General features: G+C 66.7%; 21 protein-coding genes and 1 tRNA gene. 7 read left to right on the forward strand and 15 right to left on the reverse strand.

Annotated features, from left to right (window positions below):
- Window positions 1-92 precede the first annotated feature (92 nt).
- Window positions 93-302 (reverse strand): hypothetical protein, encoded by a 210-nt coding sequence (locus Q0C57_RS07925; protein WP_296574602.1) that lies wholly within the window; start codon window positions 300-302, stop codon window positions 93-95.
- A 349-nt stretch (window positions 303-651) separates the two neighbouring features.
- On the opposite strand from Q0C57_RS07925, the gene Q0C57_RS07930 reads away from it, so the two are divergent.
- The gene (locus Q0C57_RS07930; RefSeq protein WP_296574605.1) at window positions 652-1,287 is read left to right on the forward strand and encodes a DUF2799 domain-containing protein; all 636 of its coding nucleotides are present in this window, start codon (window positions 652-654) and stop codon (window positions 1,285-1,287) included.
- Window positions 1,288-1,498: 211 nt separating this feature from the next.
- On the opposite strand, the gene Q0C57_RS07935 is transcribed toward Q0C57_RS07930, so the two are convergent.
- The 8 genes from Q0C57_RS07935 to Q0C57_RS07970 form a co-directional block, all read right to left on the reverse strand.
- Entirely contained in the window at window positions 1,499-2,017 is a 519-nt protein-coding gene (locus tag Q0C57_RS07935; protein WP_296574608.1) for a helix-turn-helix domain-containing protein, read from the reverse strand.
- 69 nt (window positions 2,018-2,086) lie between these two features.
- Window positions 2,087-2,710, reverse strand: a complete 624-nt coding sequence (locus tag Q0C57_RS07940; RefSeq protein WP_296574610.1) for a MarC family protein — start codon at window positions 2,708-2,710, stop codon at window positions 2,087-2,089.
- 1 nt (window position 2,711) lies between these two features.
- Window positions 2,712-4,388 (reverse strand): alginate export family protein, encoded by a 1,677-nt coding sequence (locus Q0C57_RS07945; protein ID WP_296574614.1) that lies wholly within the window; start codon window positions 4,386-4,388, stop codon window positions 2,712-2,714.
- Window positions 4,389-4,581: 193 nt separating this feature from the next.
- The gene (locus tag Q0C57_RS07950; RefSeq protein ID WP_296574617.1) at window positions 4,582-5,583 is read right to left on the reverse strand and encodes a 2-hydroxyacid dehydrogenase; all 1,002 of its coding nucleotides are present in this window, start codon (window positions 5,581-5,583) and stop codon (window positions 4,582-4,584) included.
- Window positions 5,584-5,606: 23 nt separating this feature from the next.
- On the reverse strand, window positions 5,607-6,266 hold the full coding sequence (locus Q0C57_RS07955) for a TRIC cation channel family protein (RefSeq protein WP_296574619.1): 660 nt from the start codon (window positions 6,264-6,266) through the stop codon (window positions 5,607-5,609).
- Window positions 6,267-6,275: 9 nt separating this feature from the next.
- Entirely contained in the window at window positions 6,276-7,043 is a 768-nt protein-coding gene (hdhA, locus tag Q0C57_RS07960) for a 7-alpha-hydroxysteroid dehydrogenase (protein WP_296574621.1), read from the reverse strand.
- Between the two features lie 527 nt (window positions 7,044-7,570).
- Window positions 7,571-8,770 (reverse strand): 4-hydroxybenzoate 3-monooxygenase, encoded by a 1,200-nt coding sequence (gene pobA, locus Q0C57_RS07965; RefSeq protein WP_296574622.1) that lies wholly within the window; start codon window positions 8,768-8,770, stop codon window positions 7,571-7,573.
- Entirely contained in the window at window positions 8,767-9,111 is a 345-nt protein-coding gene (locus Q0C57_RS07970) for a hypothetical protein (RefSeq protein ID WP_296574625.1), read from the reverse strand. Before Q0C57_RS07970 ends, pobA begins: the two co-directional genes overlap by 4 nt.
- Window positions 9,112-9,473: 362 nt before the next feature.
- Here Q0C57_RS07970 and Q0C57_RS07975 point away from each other — a divergent pair, with 362 nt between their 5' ends.
- A complete protein-coding gene (locus Q0C57_RS07975; RefSeq protein WP_296574627.1) occupies window positions 9,474-10,406 on the forward strand; it encodes a helix-turn-helix domain-containing protein in 933 nt (310 codons plus the stop codon).
- Between the two features lie 325 nt (window positions 10,407-10,731).
- Here the strand turns inward: Q0C57_RS07975 and Q0C57_RS07980 are convergent, their stop codons facing one another.
- The 5 genes from Q0C57_RS07980 to Q0C57_RS08000 all read right to left on the reverse strand — a co-directional run bounded on the left by Q0C57_RS07980 (window position 10,732) and on the right by Q0C57_RS08000 (window position 16,349).
- Window positions 10,732-12,342, reverse strand: a complete 1,611-nt coding sequence (locus tag Q0C57_RS07980; protein WP_296574630.1) for an MBL fold metallo-hydrolase — start codon at window positions 12,340-12,342, stop codon at window positions 10,732-10,734.
- 91 nt (window positions 12,343-12,433) lie between these two features.
- Window positions 12,434-13,006 carry a hypothetical protein gene (locus Q0C57_RS07985; RefSeq protein ID WP_296574633.1) on the reverse strand — a complete coding sequence of 191 codons (573 nt, stop codon included), beginning with the start codon at window positions 13,004-13,006 and terminating at the stop codon, window positions 12,434-12,436.
- Window positions 13,007-13,046: 40 nt separating this feature from the next.
- Entirely contained in the window at window positions 13,047-13,937 is an 891-nt protein-coding gene (locus Q0C57_RS07990) for a ribose-phosphate pyrophosphokinase (protein WP_296574636.1), read from the reverse strand.
- Window positions 13,934-15,475, reverse strand: coding sequence for a thymidine phosphorylase family protein (locus Q0C57_RS07995; protein ID WP_296574639.1), 1,542 nt, complete (start codon window positions 15,473-15,475; stop codon window positions 13,934-13,936). Before Q0C57_RS07995 ends, Q0C57_RS07990 begins: the two co-directional genes overlap by 4 nt.
- Window positions 15,476-15,962: 487 nt before the next feature.
- Window positions 15,963-16,349 (reverse strand): hypothetical protein, encoded by a 387-nt coding sequence (locus Q0C57_RS08000; RefSeq protein WP_296574641.1) that lies wholly within the window; start codon window positions 16,347-16,349, stop codon window positions 15,963-15,965.
- 184 nt (window positions 16,350-16,533) lie between these two features.
- Between Q0C57_RS08000 and Q0C57_RS08005 the strand changes: the two genes are divergently transcribed.
- The 5 genes from Q0C57_RS08005 to eutC all read left to right on the forward strand — a co-directional run bounded on the left by Q0C57_RS08005 (window position 16,534) and on the right by eutC (window position 20,816).
- Window positions 16,534-16,929: an MAPEG family protein gene (locus Q0C57_RS08005; protein ID WP_296574644.1), complete on the forward strand. Its 396-nt coding sequence runs from the start codon at window positions 16,534-16,536 to the stop codon at window positions 16,927-16,929.
- Between the two features lie 35 nt (window positions 16,930-16,964).
- Window positions 16,965-17,324 carry a YciI family protein gene (locus Q0C57_RS08010; RefSeq protein WP_296574647.1) on the forward strand — a complete coding sequence of 120 codons (360 nt, stop codon included), beginning with the start codon at window positions 16,965-16,967 and terminating at the stop codon, window positions 17,322-17,324.
- Window positions 17,325-17,327: 3 nt separating this feature from the next.
- Window positions 17,328-18,557 carry a DUF6596 domain-containing protein gene (locus tag Q0C57_RS08015; RefSeq protein WP_296574652.1) on the forward strand — a complete coding sequence of 410 codons (1,230 nt, stop codon included), beginning with the start codon at window positions 17,328-17,330 and terminating at the stop codon, window positions 18,555-18,557.
- Between the two features lie 88 nt (window positions 18,558-18,645).
- Window positions 18,646-20,034: an ethanolamine ammonia-lyase subunit EutB gene (locus Q0C57_RS08020; RefSeq protein ID WP_296574655.1), complete on the forward strand. Its 1,389-nt coding sequence runs from the start codon at window positions 18,646-18,648 to the stop codon at window positions 20,032-20,034.
- Window positions 20,031-20,816, forward strand: a complete 786-nt coding sequence (gene eutC / locus Q0C57_RS08025; protein WP_296574658.1) for an ethanolamine ammonia-lyase subunit EutC — start codon at window positions 20,031-20,033, stop codon at window positions 20,814-20,816. Before Q0C57_RS08020 ends, eutC begins: the two co-directional genes overlap by 4 nt.
- Window positions 20,817-20,941: 125 nt before the next feature.
- Here eutC and Q0C57_RS08030 read toward each other — a convergent pair.
- Window positions 20,942-21,018: transfer RNA gene (locus Q0C57_RS08030), tRNA-Met, on the reverse strand.
- Between the last annotated feature and the right edge of the window lie 69 nt (window positions 21,019-21,087).

Below are 21,087 nucleotides of genomic sequence, written 5' to 3' on the forward strand. Positions count from 1 at the left end.
TAATTTGGCACCAAAAGCCGGGTTAACGTGGCGCAATCCACCCATAACGTGACATTCTCATCGATGGGCCTCGCCGAACGGCGGGGCCTTTCTCATTCAAGGTGGAGATAGACGCAGCAATGACTCACCTGGGGACTTTCGATGTGAACCGCCCCGGTCTGCCGGAGGGCGGGTTGGGTCAGTCCTACCCAGCCATTTCTGACTGGCTCAAGCGCCGCGCAGTCTTTCGCTTCCGCGTCGGAACGCGGGAAGTTGCCGATCGGCTCCAGCAGCCCGCGCAGGGTGATCATCCCGTCGGTCATCGGGGATCTCGCGGTTCAGGCTTGGCCGTCGCAACCCCAACCTGACCGGCCATCGCCGATAACCACCCTCAGTTCCACCACGCGTCGGGACACGACCCGGAACGCCGGCAGACTTCAAGTCGCGATTCCCCCAGCTTGGATCAGAATCGGTAGGTTTGCTGAAGAAACAAGCAAATGTCAAAGAAGAATGCGTCATTTCGGCGCTGAAATCACGCGGCGCCAGTGTAAAATCCGCCGATCTGACGTATCAGCACACCAGACATTGACTTCGATCGATCCCAAAACAATAGTCCTCGCCGAGATCGCCCGCCAGCGGCAAAGTCCCCCCTCTGAGGTCTCACTTATGCGCATGACCCTCAAGCTCCTCGCCCTTGCAGGAATAGGTTTCATATCGGTCGGCATGTCGGGCTGCGCGACAATGTCAAGGGATGAGTGCCGCCAAGGTGACTGGGCAAGCGTTGGGCAAAGGGACGGGGCAACCGGCTATCCGCCTTCCCGCATCGAGCAGCATGCCGAGGCCTGTTCCAATCATGGGATCGCCCATAATGCCGCTGCTTACCGTGCCGGCTGGGATCGCGGGATCCTTCAGTACTGCACGCCGGAGAACGGCTTTGAGACCGGCCGACGCAACGAGAGCTACCACGGGCTATGCCCCGCACAGGTGGTTGGACCTTTTCTGGAGGGGCGCCAGGTCGGTGAGCGCCTGGGCGGCGCCGAGCGCCGCCTCTCTTCGGCAGAAGACCGCCTGCGGAACCTTGGCAACGAGAGGAACCGGCTGCGCGATCGCTTAGAGGCGCTGCGGAGCAACAGGAACCTCAGCGAAGATGCTCGTCGCAACGAGGCGGCGCGGATCCGCGAGCGGCTGTCAACGATTCGCTTTGATAGCGACCAGGCCATGTTTGACATCGAGCGGGCGCGATATGATCTCCTGCCGGCCCAGGACGCGGCGAACGCCTATCTCTCGCGGATCCGTCGGACGCGGTAGCCGCAGCAGATGACGGGCGCCGTATGGTCGCCTTTCCGCTCAAGCTGGTCCGTGCGCGTCTGGAGCATGGATTTCGCCGTTCTGACGTCGCCTGTCGGGGATCATCCGGCGTGAGTTTTGTCGTGGCCCAGCGATAGACCCGAACAGGAGGCGCAGCCGCTTCGCAGAAGAACCGATGGACCTGCCATCGCCCTGTCGGAAACCCGCAAGGCTAGGGCCGTTTGCCAGGGGGCTCACCCGAGGCAACGAGCGCCTCCAGCCCGGCGAACAGGCGGGCAATCCGATGGATCGCCCGCTGGTCGACGTCAGAGAGGTCCTGCCGTGCCACGGCCGTCTCGTCGCGCAGCACCAGCCTCCAGGCCTTGCCAGACGTTCGCTCGATCCACCCTCTTTTCTCAAGCAGGGCCAGTTTGCGACGGACGGTCTCGCGGGGGATGCCAGTCACGTCCGCAAGACGCGATGCGGAGATGGCGCCACGCTCCTCGTTTTCTGGGTCATCAGGCACGGGTTGAGTCAACGTGGCGATCCGTACCTGCCCGACCACGGCAAGGACGAGCATCGCCTGGAGGTCGCCGCCGAAACTGCGCGACACATCGCTGAGATGCTCCGTGAAGAACTCGACGAAGCGGTATTGGTACTCTCGGTAGCGCGCGGCGAAAATCTCGCCGACTTCAAGCGCCCTTGCCTCGAGCGGTCCCGTGGGTCCCTCGATCGGACTTCGTGCCGGCATGGGTCATCTCCATCCTCCAGGGAGCCCCGGCTGGCCTCGCCTGTCCAAATCTCCACCGCGCCTTGGCGGCTAACCCGCCCCGAGCGGCGAGCGCGCCAGACCAGACAACAGCATCTCGATCCCCATGGCAGCCTGCAAGACACCGAACACCGCCCCCAGGACCTGCAGTGGGGCCGGTCCGATGTGCCGCATGAAGCCGTGCGATACCAGCATGGCGCCGAGGTTTGCCGCCATGATGCCCGCGATGACAGCGAGGATGGCGAGCCGATCCGCCAGGCTCGGAAAGTAGCTGGCGAAAATGATGACAATCGCCACACCTGCCGGGGTGACGATGCCCGGCAGCGCGAGCGGCGCGAAGCCGAGCGCGGCGCCCGGGGCCTCAGAGGGATTGCTCGCCCGTCCCTGTCCGGAAGCAAAAATGTTGCGGAGGGCCGTCAGCAGCAGGATGAGGCCAGCCGCCAGAATGAGCGCCGCCGGCGACGTCCCGGCTGCGGCCATGGCGCCTGCCCCGACGAAGACTGCAAGTGCGAAGGTGGCCAGTGCCGTTGCTGCGGCGACCAGGGCAATCCGCACCTGCATCGCGCGGTCAACGGCCCCAGTCACAGCGGCGAATGTCGGCAGCAGCGCGATCGGGCCGATCAGGGTGAACAGGAGCGAGGCGAGGAGACCAAGCGGTAGGGTGTGGCCCTGCATGTCAAAAGCTCCAGTAGAGGCTCGCCTGCAGGGTCGACCAGGGCTTGTCGGCGCCGATCGCCCTGAGTGCGCGCCCCGGCAGCGCGATCGAGGCGATGCCCTGGAAATAGAAATGGCGTGACAGAGCCCAGCGGGCGGTGAGGGACAGTTCCTGGCCGAGGTCGCTCGACGCGAGTTGGGCGATGGCCGGGTTCGATCCGCGGTTGTTGAGGTCGACAGCCCTGAGAACGTGCCAGTCCAAGGTCAGGTTCAGCCGGGGGCTCGGGACGAGGTTCACCTGGATCCGGTGGACGGCCAGATTGGAGTTCGAGGTCAGCTTGCCGAAGGTGACACCCTGCAGCCAGTTGCCGAGGCCAGTCGACAGGAGTGGGTCGAAGCGCTCGTAACGGCCGGTTGCCGGATTGTCGCCGGAGGCGTGGGAGTAACGGTAGGAGAGACTTGGCGTCCAGGGCAGCGCGTTGAACTGGTATCCGACAAGGCCGTAGGCCGCCCAGGCCGACATGGCGAAGCGCGCGTGCGACTGGTGGGCGGCCTCGGTCGCGACCCATAGCCCGTCGATGCCGAATGGTCGCTTCCAGCGCAGACCCGCCGCCACGGTCCTCAGCCCGGCGCGCGACAGGCGCGAACCGTCCGGCATGAGGAAGCTCGAGGTCGAGGAGGGAACGGTGATGACCGAGGCGTCCACCGACACAGAGGGCGTCACGGCATAGCGAAGGTTGGCACCGGCGAAGGTCGACCGGGTATCGACAAGCGGCAACTCGCTCGGGTCGATGTAGAAGGCCTTGAAGGACCAGCGGCCGACGGTGGCGTCTGCAACGACCGAGAAATCATTGGCGTTGCGGGGGCCGAGATAGGTTCCCGCCCGCGCGCCGATATTGGCGGAGCCGCGGACGAAATGGACGAGCCAGCCGTCGTTAAGCGTCACGTTCTGGCGGCCCGCTGACACGTTGACGCTGTTGCCGGAGACCGGATCGACATAGAGCAGCCCGAGATAGGCCTTCTCGATGCTCGTCAGCGAGCGGGCGTCGTCGCGATAGATGTCCTGTCCGAGCGACCAGGACGTCAGTGCTGTCATGGCACCGTAGAGATAATAGGGGCTGTCGCCGATCTGGGTGGCACCGCCGAAACCTGCCTCGACATAGCCTTCCGTCCAGCTTGCGCGGGCCCCTGGGAGGCGTCGGGCAAGCGGGCTGCGCGCCGCAAAAAAGTCCGGTCGACCGAACCAGGCATGGCCGTCGGAATAGGCTCCGAACCCACCGACGAGGATCTGGGTCAGGTAAGAACGACCGTCTCGGTAGAGCGTGGGTAGGCTCTCAGCGCCGCCGCCGGCGAGCAGTCCGGCAAGCTGTGCAGGTGTACCCGGCCCGGGACCAACAGTGTCGACCTCAACGCGCAGGATGAGGCCGGCTTTCGCCGGTGCATCGGCGAGGCGGTAGGCGATGTGGCCGCTTCCGAGCCGCTGGCGCGGCTCGGCCAGTGCCCCCTCCACGAGGGCCTGGGAATAGGCCCGGCGTTCGAGGCCACCCAGCCTCTCGCGCAAGCGGGCAACGACGGCGCCGTCACGGGCGGCATTGCCCGAGCCGCGGACGAGAACGACGTCCACCTGGTCGATCAACGCGCCTTCGGCCTGGCCGGCCAGTGGTACGGTCGCTGGCTCAGCCTCAGCCGGGTTAGCCATCCCGAGCGCCAGCAATACCAGGGTCGGAAGAAGACAAGCCGCGACGAGGCTCCGCTGGCATCTCATCGGCTGAACTGCTGGACGACGCCACCGCCCGCCCTGGAGTCCGCACCGCAACCATCGAAGTCCCGGCTCTGACCGCGTCCAACGGCAACCATGTCGCGGGCGATCACAAAAAGCACTCCAGCGACGATCATGGCAGAGGCACGGTGCGATCGGGATCCGGGCGGCCGGCGGCATAGTCGCTGGCATTGCCGAGCGTCGTCTCCGCGATGTCGTTCAGCGCCTCGCGCGTGAGCCAGGCCGAGTGAGGTGTGATGAGGCAGTTCTTGAAGGTGGTGAGGAGCTGCAGCGTGTCGTCCTGGACGATCTTGGCCGCATGGTTCTCGAAGAACAGCCCGGCCTCATCCTCGTAGACGTCGATGCCGAGATACCAGACGGTCTCGAGGTTCTTCAGCGCCTCGATGGCGGCACGGGTATCGATGAGCGGCCCGCGGCCGGTATTGATGAGCACCGCGCCGCGCTTGAACAGCTTCAGGCTCTCGGCATTGATCATGTAGCGCGTCTCGGGGGTCAGCGGCGCCGTCAGGATGACGATGTCGGAGGAAGCGAAGAGCTCCTCGCGCGGCACGTAGCGCATGCCGATCGCGGTCATCTCGTCATGGGGATAGGGGTCGGCGCCGAGAAGCTTGCAGCCGAACCCCTTGAGGATATGCGCGGTCGAGCGGCCGATATTGCCGGTGCCGACGATCCCTGCGGTCTTTCCCGCCAGGGTGAAGCCGACCAGGTTATCCATGGCGAAATTGCCATTGCGGACGCGGTTGTACTGGTGGTGGATGTTGCGGACCAGCGACAGGACCATGCCGACGGCGTGTTCCGCGATCGAGGCGGGCGAGTAGGCGGGAACCCGCATCACCGTCATGCCGTGCCCGCGGGCGGCTTTCAGGTCCACCTGGTTGAAGCCCGCCGAGCGACAGAGGATGAGCTTGACCCCGCCGCGCGCCAGAATGTCGAGCGCGGCCGCGTTGCAGGTGTCGTTGACGAAGATGCAGACGGCATCGCAGCCGTCCGCCAGCGGCGCGGTGGTGGGGTTGAGGGCCGCATCGATGTAGCGGATCTCGTGGCCGAAGCGGCTGTTTACCGCGTCGAATTGCGGCTTCTCAAAGTCCTTGGCGTAGAAGAAGGCGATACGCATCGGCGGCCTCGATGGTGATGGGTTCAGGCGGTCTTGGCGCGCCACACGACAGCGGCGCGGATGACCAGGGTGACGAGGAAGCCGGCGAGAACAGCGACCGGCTGGGAGACATCGGCCATCCGCAATGCTGCCAGGACGGCCGATCCGACAAACAGGGCTTCCAGGACGAAGACGCCCGGGCGCAGCGCGCTGGGGAACTCGTTGAGCAGGACGTCGCGCAGGATGCTGCCGAAGGCCGCGCTGACGGCCCCGAAGAAGGCGCACAGGATCCAGAGCTGCAGCATCGCCATGACGCCGGAGCCGACCACGGGCGAGAGAAGCGTGAAGGCTTTCGCAGCGCCCAGTGCGCCCAGCGAGGCGAGCGCCACAGCTTCCGCCGTCTCCTTCACCAGCGTGTCGCGCCGTGCGATGGCCACCCGCAGGAGATCCAGGTTGGCATAAGCGACGGCGAGGAAAAAAATGGCCACGATGTAGAAGGGAAACGCGACCCAGAAAAAGGGTTGGGCCGCCGGACCGAGCATGATGTCGCGCAGCGTGCCGCCGCCGAGCGCCGTGGCGAAGGCGCAGAGGAATATGCCCAGCGTCGACAGGTTCTTGGCCTTGGCGACGATCATCGCATTGATCGCGAAGGACAGGATGCCGAGCGTCTCGAGATAGATGAACCAGACGGGTCCGGAGCGCATGGCCGTTGCTCAATCCAGTTCCTGGACGCCGCCGCCCGAGACGGTCAGCACCTGGCCACTGATCCAGGCCGAGGCTGGCGCGCACAGGAACAGCGCCGCATTGGCGATATCGTCGGCCTGGCCGAGCCGGCCGAGCGGGGTATGTTTCAGCATGGCCTGTTCGATGGCGGGGGTGAGCACTTTGGCGAGCGCATCGGTCTTGATCGCGCCCGGCGCGATGGCGTTGACCCTGATCCCCATGGGACCGAGGTCGAAGGCAAGGTTGCGGGTCAGGTGGTTCACCGCGGCCTTCGACGAGCCATAGGAGGCCATTCGGACGTTCTTGTTCTCGCCGGCCATGGAGGAGATGTTGACCACCGCGCCACCACCGGCGGCCTTCATGTGCGGCGCCGCCAGCTGGGTCAGACGAAACAGCGAGAAGACGTTGAGCTTGTAGGCCCACTCGAAGTCGCTCATCGGCATGTCGAAGGGCTTGGGTCCGCCGCCTCCGGCATTGTTGACCAGGGTGGTGAGGGCGCCGAACGTGTCGAAGGCTGTCTTCACAGACGCCTGAAGATCATCCTCGCGCGTGACGTCGCAGGCGAGGCCGATAGCCCGGCCACCCGTGCCGCGGATGACCCCTGCAACCGCATCAGCGGTCTCTGCCTTCAGGTCGGTGACGACCACAGCGGCCCCTGCCTCGGCCAGGCGGAGGGCGGTGGCCCGGCCGATGCCCGCCCCGGCACCGGTTACCAGCGCCACGGCTCCGGACAAGCTGAACAGGCTTTCGATCGACATCGGCAGTCCTCCGCAAGGCCGGCAGTGTCGATGGATGAGCACGGGAGCGGCAAGACAGTACCTGCCCAGAATGGGCACCTTGTTCAGGGCTACTTTTTTGGTTTGGCCGGGACCGTTGACGTCGGAAGGGCCGAGTTCCGCCGCATTGGGAGCAGTGCGGCACGCGCATAGACTATCTGCTCCGGGCACTCACCCGATGGTCCGCTTGTCCAGTCCCGGCCGGCCATGAAACGGGTCGCGCGCCATCTGCCTGCCATCCCTGAACCCGCGGCTGTCCTGGAAACGGGGGACAGCGAGTGATCATGATCCCCACCGCCACGCTTCCGAGCCAGGGTCAGCGGATCGCGATGCGCGCAGCCGCTGATTGGGCGCCTGGATCGTGGCGCGCTGCCACGCCCCGCCGTCGATCCGGTACTCGACGGTGTTGACGCCATGCTGTGGCGCCCAGGCATAACCGCGCATGGTCTGACGACCTGCACTGAGCTTCGGATGGTCGCAGAAGGGTAAAACTCCTTGCGCAGGCCGTCCTAGAGGGGCAGGCCGACATAGTTCTCGGCCATGACGGCGCGGGCGGCCTGGGACGATTGCAGCAAGGCGAATTCGGCGCGCTGCATGCGCTGCTCGAATGGCGTGTAGCTGTCGAAGCGGTGCAGCAGCGTCGTCATCGACCACGAGAAGCGCTCGGCCTTCCAGATGCGGTCGAGAGCCCGGGCGGAATAGTGGTCGATGCCGGTGCTGGAGCGTTCCAGAAAGAACTCGCGGAGTGCCGATCCGAGATAGTGCACGTCGCTCACAGCCAGGTTCAAGCCCTTCGCACCCGTGGGCGGGACGATATGGGCGGCGTCTCCGACGAGGAAGAGACGCCCGAAACATAGCGGTTCCGCGACGAAGCTGCGCAGCGGTGCGATGGATTTCTCGATCGAAGGTCCGGTGACGACATCATCGGCAACGGCAGGTCCGACCCGCCGGCGCAACTCGTCCCAGAAGCGATCGTCGGACCAGTTCCTGACATCGTCGCTCAGATCGCACTGGATGTAGTAGCGGCTGCGATGAGGCGATCGCATGGAGCACAGGGCAAAGCCCCGCTTATGCGCCACATAGATGAGTTCGTGGGAGCACGGGGGGACATCGGCGAGAATTCCGAGCCAGCCGAAAGGATAGGTGCGCTCGAAGGTGTTGAGGCCCTTGTCGGCAACCGTGCGCCGGCTGACCCCGTGAAAACCGTCGCATCCGACGACGATGTCACAGGAAACCCGATGGGTGACGCCATCCTTGACGAAGGTGACGAAAGGGTGCGGCGTGTCGATGTCGCCGATGGCGACGTCAGCCGCTTCGTAAATGCTCGCAGCACCAAATCTGCTCCGCTGGTCCATCAGGTCGCGGGTGACCTCGGTCTGGCCATAGACCGTCACCGTCTTGCCTCCGGTCAGGCCGTTGAGGTCGATGCGCAGCACTTCGCCGTCGACACAAAGCGCGAAGCCGTCGTGCGGCAGGCCTTCGGCGCGCAGACGCGCATCCACGCCGGCCTGGGTCAGCACATCGACAGTGCCCTGTTCCAGGACACCCGCCCGAATGCGACCCAGCACATAGTCCGGGGATCTGGCCTCGACGATGAGGGCATCGATGCCGGCGCCGTGCAGAAGGGAGCCGAGCAGCAATCCCGACGGGCCGCCGCCGACAATGACGACCTGATAACGGGGGGACGGCTTTTCGAGTGAGGGGTTCATGACTGCAACATCCCCGTCGCCGGGAAGCCGCCGGCCGTGCTGCCGGGCAAGGACCGGACGATGTCCGCAACGCCGTCGCGGGCCTGGTCGAACAGCTGGGGCGGGGCGGCGTCGAACTGCACCGACAGGAAGCTGTCGATCCCGATGCGGTTGCCGGAGGCCTCCTGCACCCTGCGCGACGACGACAGCGGGAAGCGCTGTTGGGCGCTTGAGACGGGGGGAAGGTCATGGTGCAGACGCCGCGTGACCTGCGGGGTCTGCCCCCGGGCGATCGGCATCACCGCAGGGATGCCGGCGGCGGCGCCGGCAAGAGCCCGCGCATGGCGGCGGATGGGCGTCATGACAGATGTCCTCCTTGTCCTGATCACAGCGATCCCTGCGCCGGACCACAGCAACCGGCGGGGCGCTTGCTTTTTTCTGGAGACCGCAGGCAAGCGGCCCATGTGCCGGGCCTTATTGCCTGGCCCGTTTGGGGTGGCGAGAGGCCGGACGCAGGCGTGGCGCCACTGCCGAACGACTCCGCCTGCAGCCTGACTCAGGCAACGAAAACGTGGATCAATTCCTTGAAGACCTCTCCGAGGCTTTCCCCTTCATGGAATGGGGCAGGCCTGCGATGACCAGTTGATGCAGTGACGCTACCCTATTGCGGCGCCGACCAGTATAGGGGAGCATGAGAAAAACTTGGACGAAACTGGTTGAACCAATGAAACCAAGCGGCGGCTCGTTCTACCGCATTCCGGTCTTCGGGCTGTATGGCCTAGCCGCAGCCAGCGGCGCTGCCGGATATGCCCATATCGAGCCGATCAGCTTGCGGGCGCCGGCCAATGACTGGCATATCTCGACGCACCGGCATGCAGAACTCGCCCAGTGCATTCTGGTCACGGCCGGCGGCGGCGACCTCACGATCGAAGGTCGCACCATCGCCATGGAACCGCCCTGCATCGTGTGGCTGCCGGTGGGCGTCGTGCATGGCTTCCGGTTCATCCCCGGGACCGAAGGGCTGGTCCTGACCGTGTCCCACGATGTCGTCGACGCGGCCACGCGGGCTGGACCGGACAGCGGTCGCCTTGCCTATGTCGCATCAGAACCCCGGTTTGCCGCCTTGTCCGCGGCCGGCGAGATCGGCATCGATGTCGCCGGACTCATGTCGGCCCTCGAGCGCGAACAGATGCTGCCCCGCACCGGAAGCGACACGGTCATTGTCTCGACCATCAGTCTGCTGCTGGTGGCCATGCTGCGCCTGAAGACGCTCGATACGCTCGACAGCCATCTGGGGTCGGTGCAAGCCTCGGAGTTCCGCCGCTTCCGGCAAGTCGTCGAGACCCGATTTCGCCAGCAGCCGACGGTCCGCGAGATGGCGCGGGACCTGGGCATCACCCCCGACCGCCTGCACTCCATCACGACCAGGGCCGTCGGCAAGGGACCCCTCGCCATTCAGCACGAGCGCATCATCCTCGAATGCAAAAGGGAACTCATCTACACGCTCAAGCCCATCTCGCAGATCGCATTCGACTGTGGCTTCGAGGATATTGCCTATTTCAGCCGGTTTTTCAGCCGGCATACGGGGACGGCTCCCCGACAGTTCCGCGACCTCCATTCCACGTACAAGATCAGACATGAAGACCGAACGGCTTGAGACACAGCCAATCGCCGATGAACCGGCATATGATTCCGATGTCCGCATGGTGACATCGCACCACCGGTAATCACCTCAACGCGCAGCAATGGATGTCGCGATCGACATCTGGGAGAGCAAAGACCGGCGCGTCGCCGGAGCCATAGGATGCCGCGAGGGCGCGCGCGGTGAACACACTCGCTGCACAGACGGTTCTGCCCTCACTGACCATCGTCATGGCGGCTTCACCGCTCGCTCTGTTCCACAAGCCGATCCGCCGCCGTGATGTCCCCCCCACGATGGCCGCCGGCGGCCGGCTTGCGCCGAGCTGGCGATTTCGGCTGGTTCATGATGCACCTGACTGCTGCCGGGCCACGTCATCGAGAACCTGCTCCACGGCCCGCAGAAGCCGCTGCCGCGCCGCATCGGAGGGCGCCTGTTCGATCTGCTCACCGAGACGTGCGAGGAGATCGGCACGCACATTGTGCCAGTCGAGCATCGCGGCGGCTCCCGGCAGCAGGCGCGAAGGAGCCAGATCGACCTGCCGCGCCTGCCGCGCGTCGAGCGTGAACGTCTGGTCGAGAGCAGGCGTGATCAACTGGTCCGGCGGACATCCGTCCTTCGCAAGCCGACGGGCGAGCCCGGCCAGCGCATCCGGTTCGCCATGGGTGAGGAAAATGCTGCCTCCGACAGGGCGGCGCGCCCGGACCCAGCCGACCAGTCCCGCGGCATCGGCATGGGCCGAATAGGCATCGAGGGTGCGGATTCGTGCCCGCACCCGCAGGTCCTCGCCCTGGATCCGGACGAGCTGCTTGCCGTCGACCAAAAGCCGTCCCAGTGTTCCGACGGCCTGGAAGCCGGTGATCAGCACCGTCACTTCGCGGCGCCAGAGAAGCCGCTTGAGGTGCCCGCGGATGCGGCCGGCATCGCACATGCCGCTACCTGCCAGGATGATGTGCCAGTCGCGCAGCCTTTCGAGCCGGTCGCTGTCCTGGGCCTTCATCAGGTAGTGGATCTGCGACGCTCCCCGCAGAGCCTCGAAGGGATTGGCCTGCGTGTCGCGGTTCCAGCCGCGCTGCAGGAAGACATCCGTGGCCTCGATGGCCAGCGGCGAGTCGAGGAAGATCTCCGCGCGCGGGGCCTCGCCGGACTCCATGACCGCAACGAGATCCAGGAGCAGTTCCTGGGCGCGGCCGACAGCGAAGGTCGGCATGAGCAACGGGCCGCCGGCGGCGTGGGCGTCGCGCAGCTCCGCGGCGAGCAATGCGCGGCGCCGGGCCGTGTCGATCGGGGGGCGGTCGCGATCTCCGTAGGTCGACTCGACGACGAGGTGGCTGACACCCTGCGGCCCGGTCGGGTCGGGCAGGTAGTCCTGCCCGCCGGGGCCGAGGTCACCGGAGAAGAGGATGGTGGTCTGATCCTCGCCGTCTCCCACCATGACCTCCACCGAGGCCGCACCGAGCATGTGTCCGGCGGTCCAGAACCGTGCCCTGACGCCGGGCGCGACTGCGACGATCTCCTCGAACTTGACCCGCCGGAACAGGCCCATGGTCTGCCTTGCATCGCGCGCGGTGTAGACAGGTTCCACCGGCTGCCGCCCGCGCTGCTGGTTCCGCCGATTGAGAAATGCCACTTCCGATTCCTGGATGTCGCCGGCATCGGCCAGCATCACCTCGCACAGGTCGCGTGTCGGGGCCGTGGCGAAGATCGGACCCGTATATCCCGCCTTCATCAGCTTAGGCAGCATCCCGGAATGGTCGATATGCCCATGGGTCAGCAGTACAGCGTCGATCGAGCCGACATCGAAGGGGAAGGATTCGTAGTTGAGCGCCTTCAGGGTCTTCGATCCCTGGAACATGCCGCAATCGACGAGGATGGCGAAGCCGTCGCCGCTCAGCCGGGCGCAGAAGCCTGTGACGCATTCGGCCGCGCCGTGGAAGGTCAGTGTAAGGGCCATGCCAGCTCCTGTGAGATGCAGGACGTCGCGGGACGCCCGCTCCGAGAGAGGCTCCGCGGGACGTCCAGCCGCCCGCGAAACCGATCATGGTTCAGACAAGGACCTGTGGGTCCCCCCTGCCGGCGACATGGCCGCGGAAGGGCGCGGCGGGCCGCCCCATGGGGTCGATCACGTAGCTGGATAAGTCCTCGCATGACCGGCTGAGCCCGGCCTCTTCGGCGCCGTATCGGCCCTGCTGCGCCGGTGACAGGTTGCCGACCAGACAGTTGGCCACTTCCACCGCGGCCACGCAGTGCCCCTGGCCGAGGATCCAGGCGCGTGTGGTGCCGGTCAGCGCATTGGCCGCCAGATAGCCCATATAGGCTGGGGCGACATTCAGGGATCCCCCCACGTGCCCTTCCGGGTTCGCCTTGAATGCCTCCGGCGGCAGCGGCGCGCCAGACAGGGCGACCCGTCGGGCATAGGTCATGTGGACGATCAGCCACATCGTGGCACTCGTCAGGCGATCGGCGGCGGCCAGACGCTGGAATACCGCACCCACCGACGCCGCTCGCCCCGTCGCGCCGCGGTAACGGGCGAGTTCATCGATCCGTTCGCAGGTTTCAGGCATGTGGGAGATCACGCCATAGCCATGCTTCCAGTGTTCAAACGCGGTCATGGTCATGCTCCACCCCTGTTTCCGGTGGTTGAGGGGCGAGCCCGCGTCATGGTGCCCCCGTCTCGGACAGGGCCTTGGCGATCAGCGCCGCAACCGGGATGGCATTGGTCGGATGGGCGATCGTGTCCGTCGACACGACACGCCCCGCCACGGCCGAGACCGCGGCAAATGCGTCTCCGCCGAAGAGCGCATGGACGACGACGCAGACCGGCGGCGCGAAGCCCCTCTCCCGCAGGGCAGCACTGGCGGCCACCAGGGTGCGTCCCGACGCGGCGATATCGTCGACCAGGACAGGCTGTCGCCCCGCGAATGGCGCGAGGTCAGGCAAGCGGATCCGGACGTCCCGGTCGCCGTGGCGCTGCTTGTCGAGCACCGCCAGCGGTGCGCCGGCGTGGGCTGCGACCTCGCAAGCCCATTGGCGGCTCTCGGCGTCGGGGCCGATGACCAGCGGATGGGGGATCTCGCGGGCGATCCATTGGCCCATGAGCGGAGCGGCATGCAGGGTGAGCGCCGGGATCGTGTAGAGGGCGTCGAGCGTGGCGAAACGGTGCAGGTGCGGATCGACTGTCACCAGACCGTCCACCAGCCCGGCAAGAAGCCGGGCGAAGCTTCGCGAGGTGACGGCCTCGCCGCTCAGGAAGCGGGCATCCTGGCGCATGTAGCCGAGGTAGGGCGCCACCAGTCCGATGCGGCGGGCGCCCAGGTCACGGAGTGCATCGGCCACAAAAGCCAGGGTGAGAAACCGGTCATCGGGACCGGGCATCTCGCCGACGATCAGAATGGAACAGCCGGCCGGGTCGAAGCTCAGACGCACATAGTGCTCGCCGTCGGGGAAACGCCGCGTCTCCACCCCGCCTCGGCCAAACCCTCCTGCCTGAACCAACCGGTCGGTGAAGGCTTCGGCACCCGGCAAAGGCAACAGGATGGGACCGGTCATGGCTCGATCACCAGGATGTCCGGATGGGCGCGGGCAAAGTCGAGCGCATAGGCGAGTTCGCCCGCAGCCTCGGCGTGCACGGTCATAAGGGGCTCGCCGGCGATCACCTCGCTGCCGAGCCGGACGTGGAGATCGATCCCGGCCGCCTTGTCGTCAGGGGCTCCCGCGAGCTTGGCGAGGCGTGCCAGGACGCGGTTGTTGATCGCGATCACGCGACCGCTTCGCTCTGCGATGAGCGGGCGGCTCACCGTGGATCTCGGCGGTTCGCGCAGGCCGCCCTGGGCTTCGCAGATGCGCTGGAACGTGGCATGGGCGCGGCCGTCGGCGAGGGTTGCCGCTGCCAGTGCGGCGCCATTTCCGGCTGCGGCCCGTCCGGCCAGTTCGAGAGCAGCGCCGGCCAGCAGGCAGGCGCGGCGGCGGAGGTCGGCCGGGGCGTCCTCCTGTTGCCGCAGCACGGCGAGAACGTCGCGCGCCTCGAGGGCCGGCCCGATCCCGCGCCCGACCGGCTGCGTGCCGTCGGTCGCAACGCATCGGACGGTGACCCCGCAGGCTCGGCCGACCGCGGTCAACATGGCCGCGATCGCCTCGGCATCCTCCTGCGAGCGAACCTTGGCGGTCGGGCCGACGGGAATGTCGATGACGACGTGGCTGCAGCCGGCGGCCAGTTTCTTCGACAACACGGACGCCACCATCTGCCCGGGTGTGTCGACCTCGAGGACCCGCTCGACGCGGATCAGCAGATCGTCGGCAGGGCTGAGATCGACGGCCCCGCCCCAGACGAGGCAGGCGCCCTCCCCCTCGACGACACGCCGCATGGCGGCGATGTCCATGTCGACCGTGGTCAGCGTCTCCATCATATCGGCGGTCCCCGCAGGCGACGTGATGGCGCGGGATGATGTTTTGGGAACGACGAGGCCTTTGGCGGCGAGGATCGCAACAATGATCGGGGTGGTGCGATTCCCCGGCAACCCGCCGACGGAATGTTTGTCGATCACCTGCGCATTCGGCCATGCGAGCTGGCGGCCGGCGCCCACCATGGCGCGTGTCAGGTGAACGACCTCATCGAGGTCGAGCGGCAGCGTCGAACAGGCGGTGATGAAGGCGGCGAGATGGATCTCGCTGCAACGCCCGGCGGCGATGTCACCGACGATGCTCTTCATCTCGGCCGCATCCAGGCGCCGGCCGAAGATCCGGCGGCGCAGGATCGAGGCGGAACCGAGAGCGGGTGGATGGCGGATGACGATCGGGTCTCCCTCGGCAACACCGAGACGGTGCCAGGCGGCCTCCGACAGGCCCGCCTCGCCGTCCCGGAGCATGTCGCCACCGATCTGGTAGAGCGTGGCCAGAACCTCGCGTCCGCGGGCGACGAGCAGAACCTGAGAGCGTGGCGCATGGCCCTCGGAGCGACACACGGCGCAATCGAGCCGCATGAGCACGAAGGCCTCATGCTGCGCATGGAGCAGCAGGCGTCGCGCCGACACCGTGGGGGGCCCGGGAGGCTCGTGGTCTGCACGGACGACATGGTGTCCTTCGGGCATGAGACACTGCGTGGACCGGCTTCGTCGGGCAGGCGCGATCGCCATCAAGACGATGGATTTGGGGCCGAACCTGCCAACGTCGCGGTCATGCGTAGAAAGGATGCCGCAAGAGGGGCCGGGCCGGCTTTGTTCCCGATCAAAAGCCGGCGCCTGAACTCATCGCGATGGATTGGACGCGTTTCCATCGGCGGACAGGGTCAACCCAAGACGCTTCCCTGCGGATTCGGCAGTTCAGGGCGCAGGGCGACCGATTCGTCGCTCCCCTCACTCACGCGCCGCTGCGGTGAGCCGCTCCGACGGCACTTCTTTTGAGATCTGCACAAAGCGGGCTTTAGCCGGACCCGGAAGGACCGCTGTCGGGGATGCTGATGGTCGGAGCGGAAGTCTCAGTCTCGCGGCTGTCGAGCCATGCCGTGCAAACCGCAGACCTTCAGCGCGTTTCGAAAGCGGACATGCCGGCATCGTCCATCGTTGGCCGAGTCCGGTCTCAGGGCGCGGCGGTACAAATCAGCGATACATCGTTGATCTTGCGATCCTGGTAGGCACTATCAACCGTCATGGAGAGCAGCGTCGCGCCAAGCCTGGTTTCCAGAAGAAGATGAAACTTGCCCCGCACTTCACCCAAGCTCACGGACAAGCTGGTGCCAGTTGCGGTGGAAGTCAGGTTGATCACCACCTCGTGCGTCGCATTGGGCCCGAACAGGTCCAGCGCAAGCGGAGAGTCGATGCGAACGGTGCCGACGGCCGTTGCGCCTGGAACTGGAGCGCCATCGAAACGGCCTGTCAGTTCGCATCTCGCACTTGAGGCTGCCGCCACCTGGTCGGCGCCGAACAGGAAAGCGATGGCAAGGGCTGCGAAACCTGTCCGTCGCATCTTCAAGCCTCCGCGTCCCGCCGCTCACCGAGATTGGACCGGGGCAGTCGCGGTCCGCAATGGGCGTTTTTTTGCAGCCCGCGGGGGGCGGATGCGGACGTGTTGATTTTTTTTCGAGCCTCTGTCGAAACCGACGGGCCAGCCGCGTCCTTGGGACATCGGAACAGAAAAGAAAGGCTTCCCGATGCAGTCCCTCCCGGTCACCTCGCTCTACATCCTGCCGCTCGGCGTCATCTGGTTCACCCTCTGGATGGGTGTCAGTTCGGCCCGCTCCGCCCTCGCCTGCTCCATCGGCGATGCGAACAACCCGGTCCTGCTCCAGAAGATCCGCCGCCACGGCAACTTCATCGAATGGGTGCCCTTCGTCCTGGTGCTGATGATCGTCAACGAGGCGCAGGGCACATCGGCGCCGTGGCTCCATGCCGCGGGCGCATTGCTGCTGATCGGGCGTATCACCCACCCGTTCGGCCTCGCCATCGACAATGCGGGTCATGCCCTGCGCTATGTCGGCAACGGCACGAACATGCTCGCCGTCGCCATCCTGCTCATCTCGCTCGCCCGCCGGCTGATCGGTCTGTGACGACCCCGACCAAACCCCACACCGAGGATCTTCCCATGAAGTACATGCTCCTGATCTACAGCAATCCCGACCTCCAGCCCGCCTATGGCACGCCGGAGTTCCAGGCCATGATGGGCGGCTACTTCGCTCTCAACGAGCGGCTGAAGGCCGACGGCGTCATCCGCGGCGGCGAAGGCCTGAAAGGCGTCGAGACGGCGACGTCCCTGCGCGTGCGTGCCGGCAAGGCCGAGACGATGGATGGACCGTTCGCCGAAACCAAGGAGCACCTCGGCGGCTATTATATCGTCGAAGTGCCTGATCTCGACGCCGCCCTGCGCTATGCAGCGATGATTCCCTCGGCGCATTTCGGCACCATCGAGGTGCGCCCGCTGATGGACTACAATCCCGCGGGTTGAACCATGACACCAGCCGCCTCTTCGGCCATTGCCGTCACCCAAGCACTCGACGCGGTCATGCGCGAGGACAAGGGGCGGCTGGTGTCGGCCCTCATCGTCCGTCTGAAGAATTTCGAACTGGCCGAGGACGCGCTGCAGGAGGCCATGGCGTCGGCGGTGGCGCACTGGAGCCGCAGCGGACTTCCGGCTTCCCCACAGGGCTGGCTATTGCAGGTCGCCTGGCGCAAGGCGCTCGACCGCATCCGTCGCAGCCAGACAGAGGCGCGGACCGCCGAGGCGCTTCAACCCTTCATCGGCGCGGAGATCGGCGAGGCGCCGGACCTCATCAGCGACAACCGCCTGCGCCTGATCTTCACCTGCTGTCATCCGGCGCTGGACCAGAAGAGCCGCGTGGCCCTGACCCTTCGCACCATCTGCGGCCTCACCACCGGCGAGGTGGCCGCCGCCTTCCTGGACCAGGAAGCGACCATGGGCCAGCGCCTGTCACGGGCCAAGGCCAAGATCGCCGCAGCCCGCATCCCCTATGGCGTGCCGGAAGCCGATGCGCTCGCCGAGCGGCTTCAGGGGGTTCTGGCGGTCATCTACCTGATCTTCAATGCCGGCTACTCCGCGACACCCGACCGGACGCGCGACTTTGTCCGGGAAGCCATCTTCCTCGCGCGGCTGGTCGATGGGCTTTGCCCCGGACAGGCGGAGGTGGAGGGCTGCCTTGCGCTGCTGCTGCTCACCCATGCCCGCAGCGCGGCACGCCTGGGACCGGACGGGACCGCAATCGCGCTCGGTGAACAGGACCGCAGCCTGTGGGATGCTTCGGCGATGCGCGAGGGATTGTCGCTGCTCGACCGCGCCATGCACCGCCGGGCGCCGGGTCCCTATCAGATCAAGGCTGCGATCGCCGCCTGTCACATGCAGGACGACAGTTCGGACTGGCCGCAGATCCTGGCGCTCTATGACAGCCTGCTGCGCTTCGAGCCGACTTCCGTCGTCATGCTCAACCGCGCCATCGCCCTGGCCGAGACCGGCGCCCTGGAAGCCGCGCTGCAGTCCCTGGCGGGGCTGGCAGACGCCCTTGCTGATTACCAGCCCTTCCACGCCGCCCGCGCCGATCTGCTGGCGCGCGCCGGCCGAACAGCCGAGGCGCTGGACGCCTATGGCATGGCGATCGCGCGCGCCGGGTCGCAGGCGGACGCCCGGTTGCTGTCGCGCAAGCGCGACAGGGCGCGGTCGCCATAGCCCCTTTCGCCGCGTCGGCAAACCGGCATAGTTCATGCTCCCCGAGGGGACATGCGCCGCCGGCGGCGCCGCAGTTCAAGGAGATTCCATGACGTTCCGCCAGAGCATCGGCCAGCGCACCCATCGCTTCCGCGACCTGAAGGACCTGATGGCGAAGGCGACGCCGCTGCGCTCCGGCGACCAGCTCGCCGGCATCGCCGCCACCAGCGCCGAGGAGAACATCGCCGCGCGCTTGGCGCTGGCCGACCAGCCGCTGACCCTGTTCCTCACCGAGGCCGTGGTGCCCTACGAGACCGACGACGTCACGCGGCTGATCATGGACAGCCACGATGCCGCGGCCTTCGCGCCAGTCCGGCACCTGACGGTGGGCGGCTTTCGCGACTTCCTCCTGTCGGACGCCGCGACGCGCGAGGTTCTCTCGGGTCTGGCACCGGGCATCACGCCGGAAATGGCGGCCGCCGTTGCCAAGATCATGCGCAACCAGGACCTGATCGCGGTGGCGCGCAAATGTTCGGTGGTGACGGGCTTCCGCAACACGATCGGCCTGCCGGGCACCATGGCGGTGCGGCTGCAGCCGAACCACCCGACCGATGATGCCCGCGGCATTGCCGCCGCCATCGCCGACGGACTGCTGCATGGCGCGGGCGACGCCACGATCGGCATCAATCCCGCCTCGGACAACCTGGCGACGCTGGGGGACCTGCTGAAACTGCTCGACGAGCTCATCACCCGTTTCGCCATCCCGACCCAGGGCTGCGTGCTGACCCATGTCACCTCGTCGATCGAGCTGATCGGACGGGGGGCGCCGGTCGACCTCGTCTTCCAGTCGGTGGCGGGCACGCAGGCGGCCAACCAGGGCTTCGGCATCACCCTGTCGATCCTGCAGGAGGGGCTGGAGGCCGGGCGGTCGCTGAAACGCGGCACGGTGGGCGACAACGTCATGTATTTCGAGACCGGACAGGGCTCGGCGCTGTCGGCTGGCGCCCATCACGGTGTCGACCAGCAGACGCTGGAGGCCCGCGCCTATGCGGTCGCGCGCGCCTATGAGCCGCTGCTCGTCAATACGGTCGTCGGCTTCATCGGACCGGAATACCTCTATGACGGCAAGCAGATCATCCGGGCGGGCCTGGAGGACCATTTCTGCGGCAAGCTGATGGGCGTGCCGCTCGGGTGCGACATCTGCTACACCAACCATGCCGAGGCCGACCAGGACGACATGGACACGCTCTTGACCCTGCTCGGCGCTGCCGGCGTCAGCTACATCATGGGCGTGCCAGGTGCCGACGACGTCATGCTGAACTACCAGTCGACCTCGTTCCACGACCAGCTCTACATCCGTGACGTGCTTGGTCTCGAACGGGCGCCGGAATTCGCGACCTGGCTGCATGCGCAGGGCATCACCGGTGCAGATGGCCGCCTGACGCCACGGGCGGCTAACGTGCCGCTGCTCGCCGCCCTGACGAGGCTCGCGGCATGAGCGCGGCGATCTGGCGTGACCTCGCGGCGCTGACGCCGGCACGCATCGGGCTTAGCCGGGCGGGTTCGGCGCTGACGACGGCGGAGACACTGCGCTTCGCCCTCGCGCATGCGCGCGCGCGTGATGCGGTGCATGCCCCCTTCGCCGCCGAAACGCTGGCACGGGAGATCGCCGCCCTCGGTCTGCCGGTGGTGGAGGTCGCAAGCGCCGCGGCCTCGCGCCAAGCCTATCTGCTGCGCCCGGATCTCGGACGCCGGCTGGATGCGGCGAGCGAGGCGCGTCTCGCCGTCGACGACCGGGAGCCGGTCGACGTGGCTCTGGTCATCGGCGACGGCCTGTCGTCCAGCGCCGTCCATGCCCATGGCGCGGCGATGGTAGCCGCCCTCCAGCCGCACATCGCCCGGGAGGGCTGGACGCTCGCCCCCGTGGTCATCGCGCACCAGGCCCGCGTCGCGCTGGGAGACGCTATCGGCGGCCTCGTCAGGGCGCGGCTGGTGCTCATGCTGATCGGCGAAAGGCCCGGCCTGTCGTCTCCCGACAGCCTCGGCCTTTATCTCACCTATGCCCCCTCCCCCGGCCGCAGCGACGGCGAACGCAACTGCATCTCGAACATCCATGCCGGCGGCCTGTCGCCAGGCGAGGCCGCCTTCAAGGCCGCCTGGCTGATGCGCGAGGCGCTGGCGCGCCGGCTCACCGGAGTCGCGCTGAAGGACGAGAGCGGACACTGGCTCGCACCGGCGGGAACGGTGCAGGGGGCGTTGGCCGAGACGCGCCGCGGCTGAAGGCTCGGAGGCATTCGGCCCCACCTTGGCCTTTCGGCCTCATCCGTCCACGGCTATCGGGGCGCCTGTTGGAGGTCTGGACAGCAAAAAGCCCCGCCGGGGTGAGCCGATCGGGGCTTTGGGTTTGGTTGCGGGGGCCAGATTTGAACTGACGACCTTCAGGTTATGAGCCTGACGAGCTACCGGGCTGCTCCACCCCGCGGAAGGCGGTGTCTTTGCGGCGCGGAGCCCGGTCGCTGTTGCCGGCGACGGCCTTTGGGCTTTTGCCCTG

This window comes from Phreatobacter sp., from assembly GCF_022843985.1.
Taxonomy (GTDB): domain Bacteria; phylum Pseudomonadota; class Alphaproteobacteria; order Rhizobiales; family Phreatobacteraceae; genus Phreatobacter.

Coding starts and splice junctions, on each gene's coding strand:
- Q0C57_RS07980 (WP_296574630.1), bottom strand. CDS start 12,342: ATGGCCCTTACACTGACCTTCCACGGCGCGGCCGAATGCGTCACAGGC.
- Q0C57_RS08015 (WP_296574652.1), top strand. CDS start 17,328: ATGACACCAGCCGCCTCTTCGGCCATTGCCGTCACCCAAGCACTCGAC.
- Q0C57_RS07950 (WP_296574617.1), bottom strand. CDS start 5,583: ATGCGTATCGCCTTCTTCTACGCCAAGGACTTTGAGAAGCCGCAATTC.
- Q0C57_RS07925 (WP_296574602.1), bottom strand. CDS start 302: ATGACCGACGGGATGATCACCCTGCGCGGGCTGCTGGAGCCGATCGGC.
- pobA (WP_296574622.1), bottom strand. CDS start 8,770: ATGAACCCCTCACTCGAAAAGCCGTCCCCCCGTTATCAGGTCGTCATT.
- Q0C57_RS08010 (WP_296574647.1), top strand. CDS start 16,965: ATGAAGTACATGCTCCTGATCTACAGCAATCCCGACCTCCAGCCCGCC.
- Q0C57_RS08000 (WP_296574641.1), bottom strand. CDS start 16,349: ATGCGACGGACAGGTTTCGCAGCCCTTGCCATCGCTTTCCTGTTCGGC.
- Q0C57_RS07940 (WP_296574610.1), bottom strand. CDS start 2,710: ATGCAGGGCCACACCCTACCGCTTGGTCTCCTCGCCTCGCTCCTGTTC.
- hdhA (WP_296574621.1), bottom strand. CDS start 7,043: ATGTCGATCGAAAGCCTGTTCAGCTTGTCCGGAGCCGTGGCGCTGGTA.
- Q0C57_RS07975 (WP_296574627.1), top strand. CDS start 9,474: ATGAAACCAAGCGGCGGCTCGTTCTACCGCATTCCGGTCTTCGGGCTG.
- Q0C57_RS07985 (WP_296574633.1), bottom strand. CDS start 13,006: ATGACCATGACCGCGTTTGAACACTGGAAGCATGGCTATGGCGTGATC.
- Q0C57_RS07945 (WP_296574614.1), bottom strand. CDS start 4,388: ATGGCTAACCCGGCTGAGGCTGAGCCAGCGACCGTACCACTGGCCGGC.
- Q0C57_RS08005 (WP_296574644.1), top strand. CDS start 16,534: ATGCAGTCCCTCCCGGTCACCTCGCTCTACATCCTGCCGCTCGGCGTC.
- Q0C57_RS07930 (WP_296574605.1), top strand. CDS start 652: ATGACCCTCAAGCTCCTCGCCCTTGCAGGAATAGGTTTCATATCGGTC.
- Q0C57_RS07970 (WP_296574625.1), bottom strand. CDS start 9,111: ATGACGCCCATCCGCCGCCATGCGCGGGCTCTTGCCGGCGCCGCCGCC.
- eutC (WP_296574658.1), top strand. CDS start 20,031: ATGAGCGCGGCGATCTGGCGTGACCTCGCGGCGCTGACGCCGGCACGC.
- Q0C57_RS07995 (WP_296574639.1), bottom strand. CDS start 15,475: ATGCCCGAAGGACACCATGTCGTCCGTGCAGACCACGAGCCTCCCGGG.
- Q0C57_RS08020 (WP_296574655.1), top strand. CDS start 18,646: ATGACGTTCCGCCAGAGCATCGGCCAGCGCACCCATCGCTTCCGCGAC.
- Q0C57_RS07990 (WP_296574636.1), bottom strand. CDS start 13,937: ATGACCGGTCCCATCCTGTTGCCTTTGCCGGGTGCCGAAGCCTTCACC.
- Q0C57_RS07935 (WP_296574608.1), bottom strand. CDS start 2,017: ATGCCGGCACGAAGTCCGATCGAGGGACCCACGGGACCGCTCGAGGCA.
- Q0C57_RS07955 (WP_296574619.1), bottom strand. CDS start 6,266: ATGCGCTCCGGACCCGTCTGGTTCATCTATCTCGAGACGCTCGGCATC.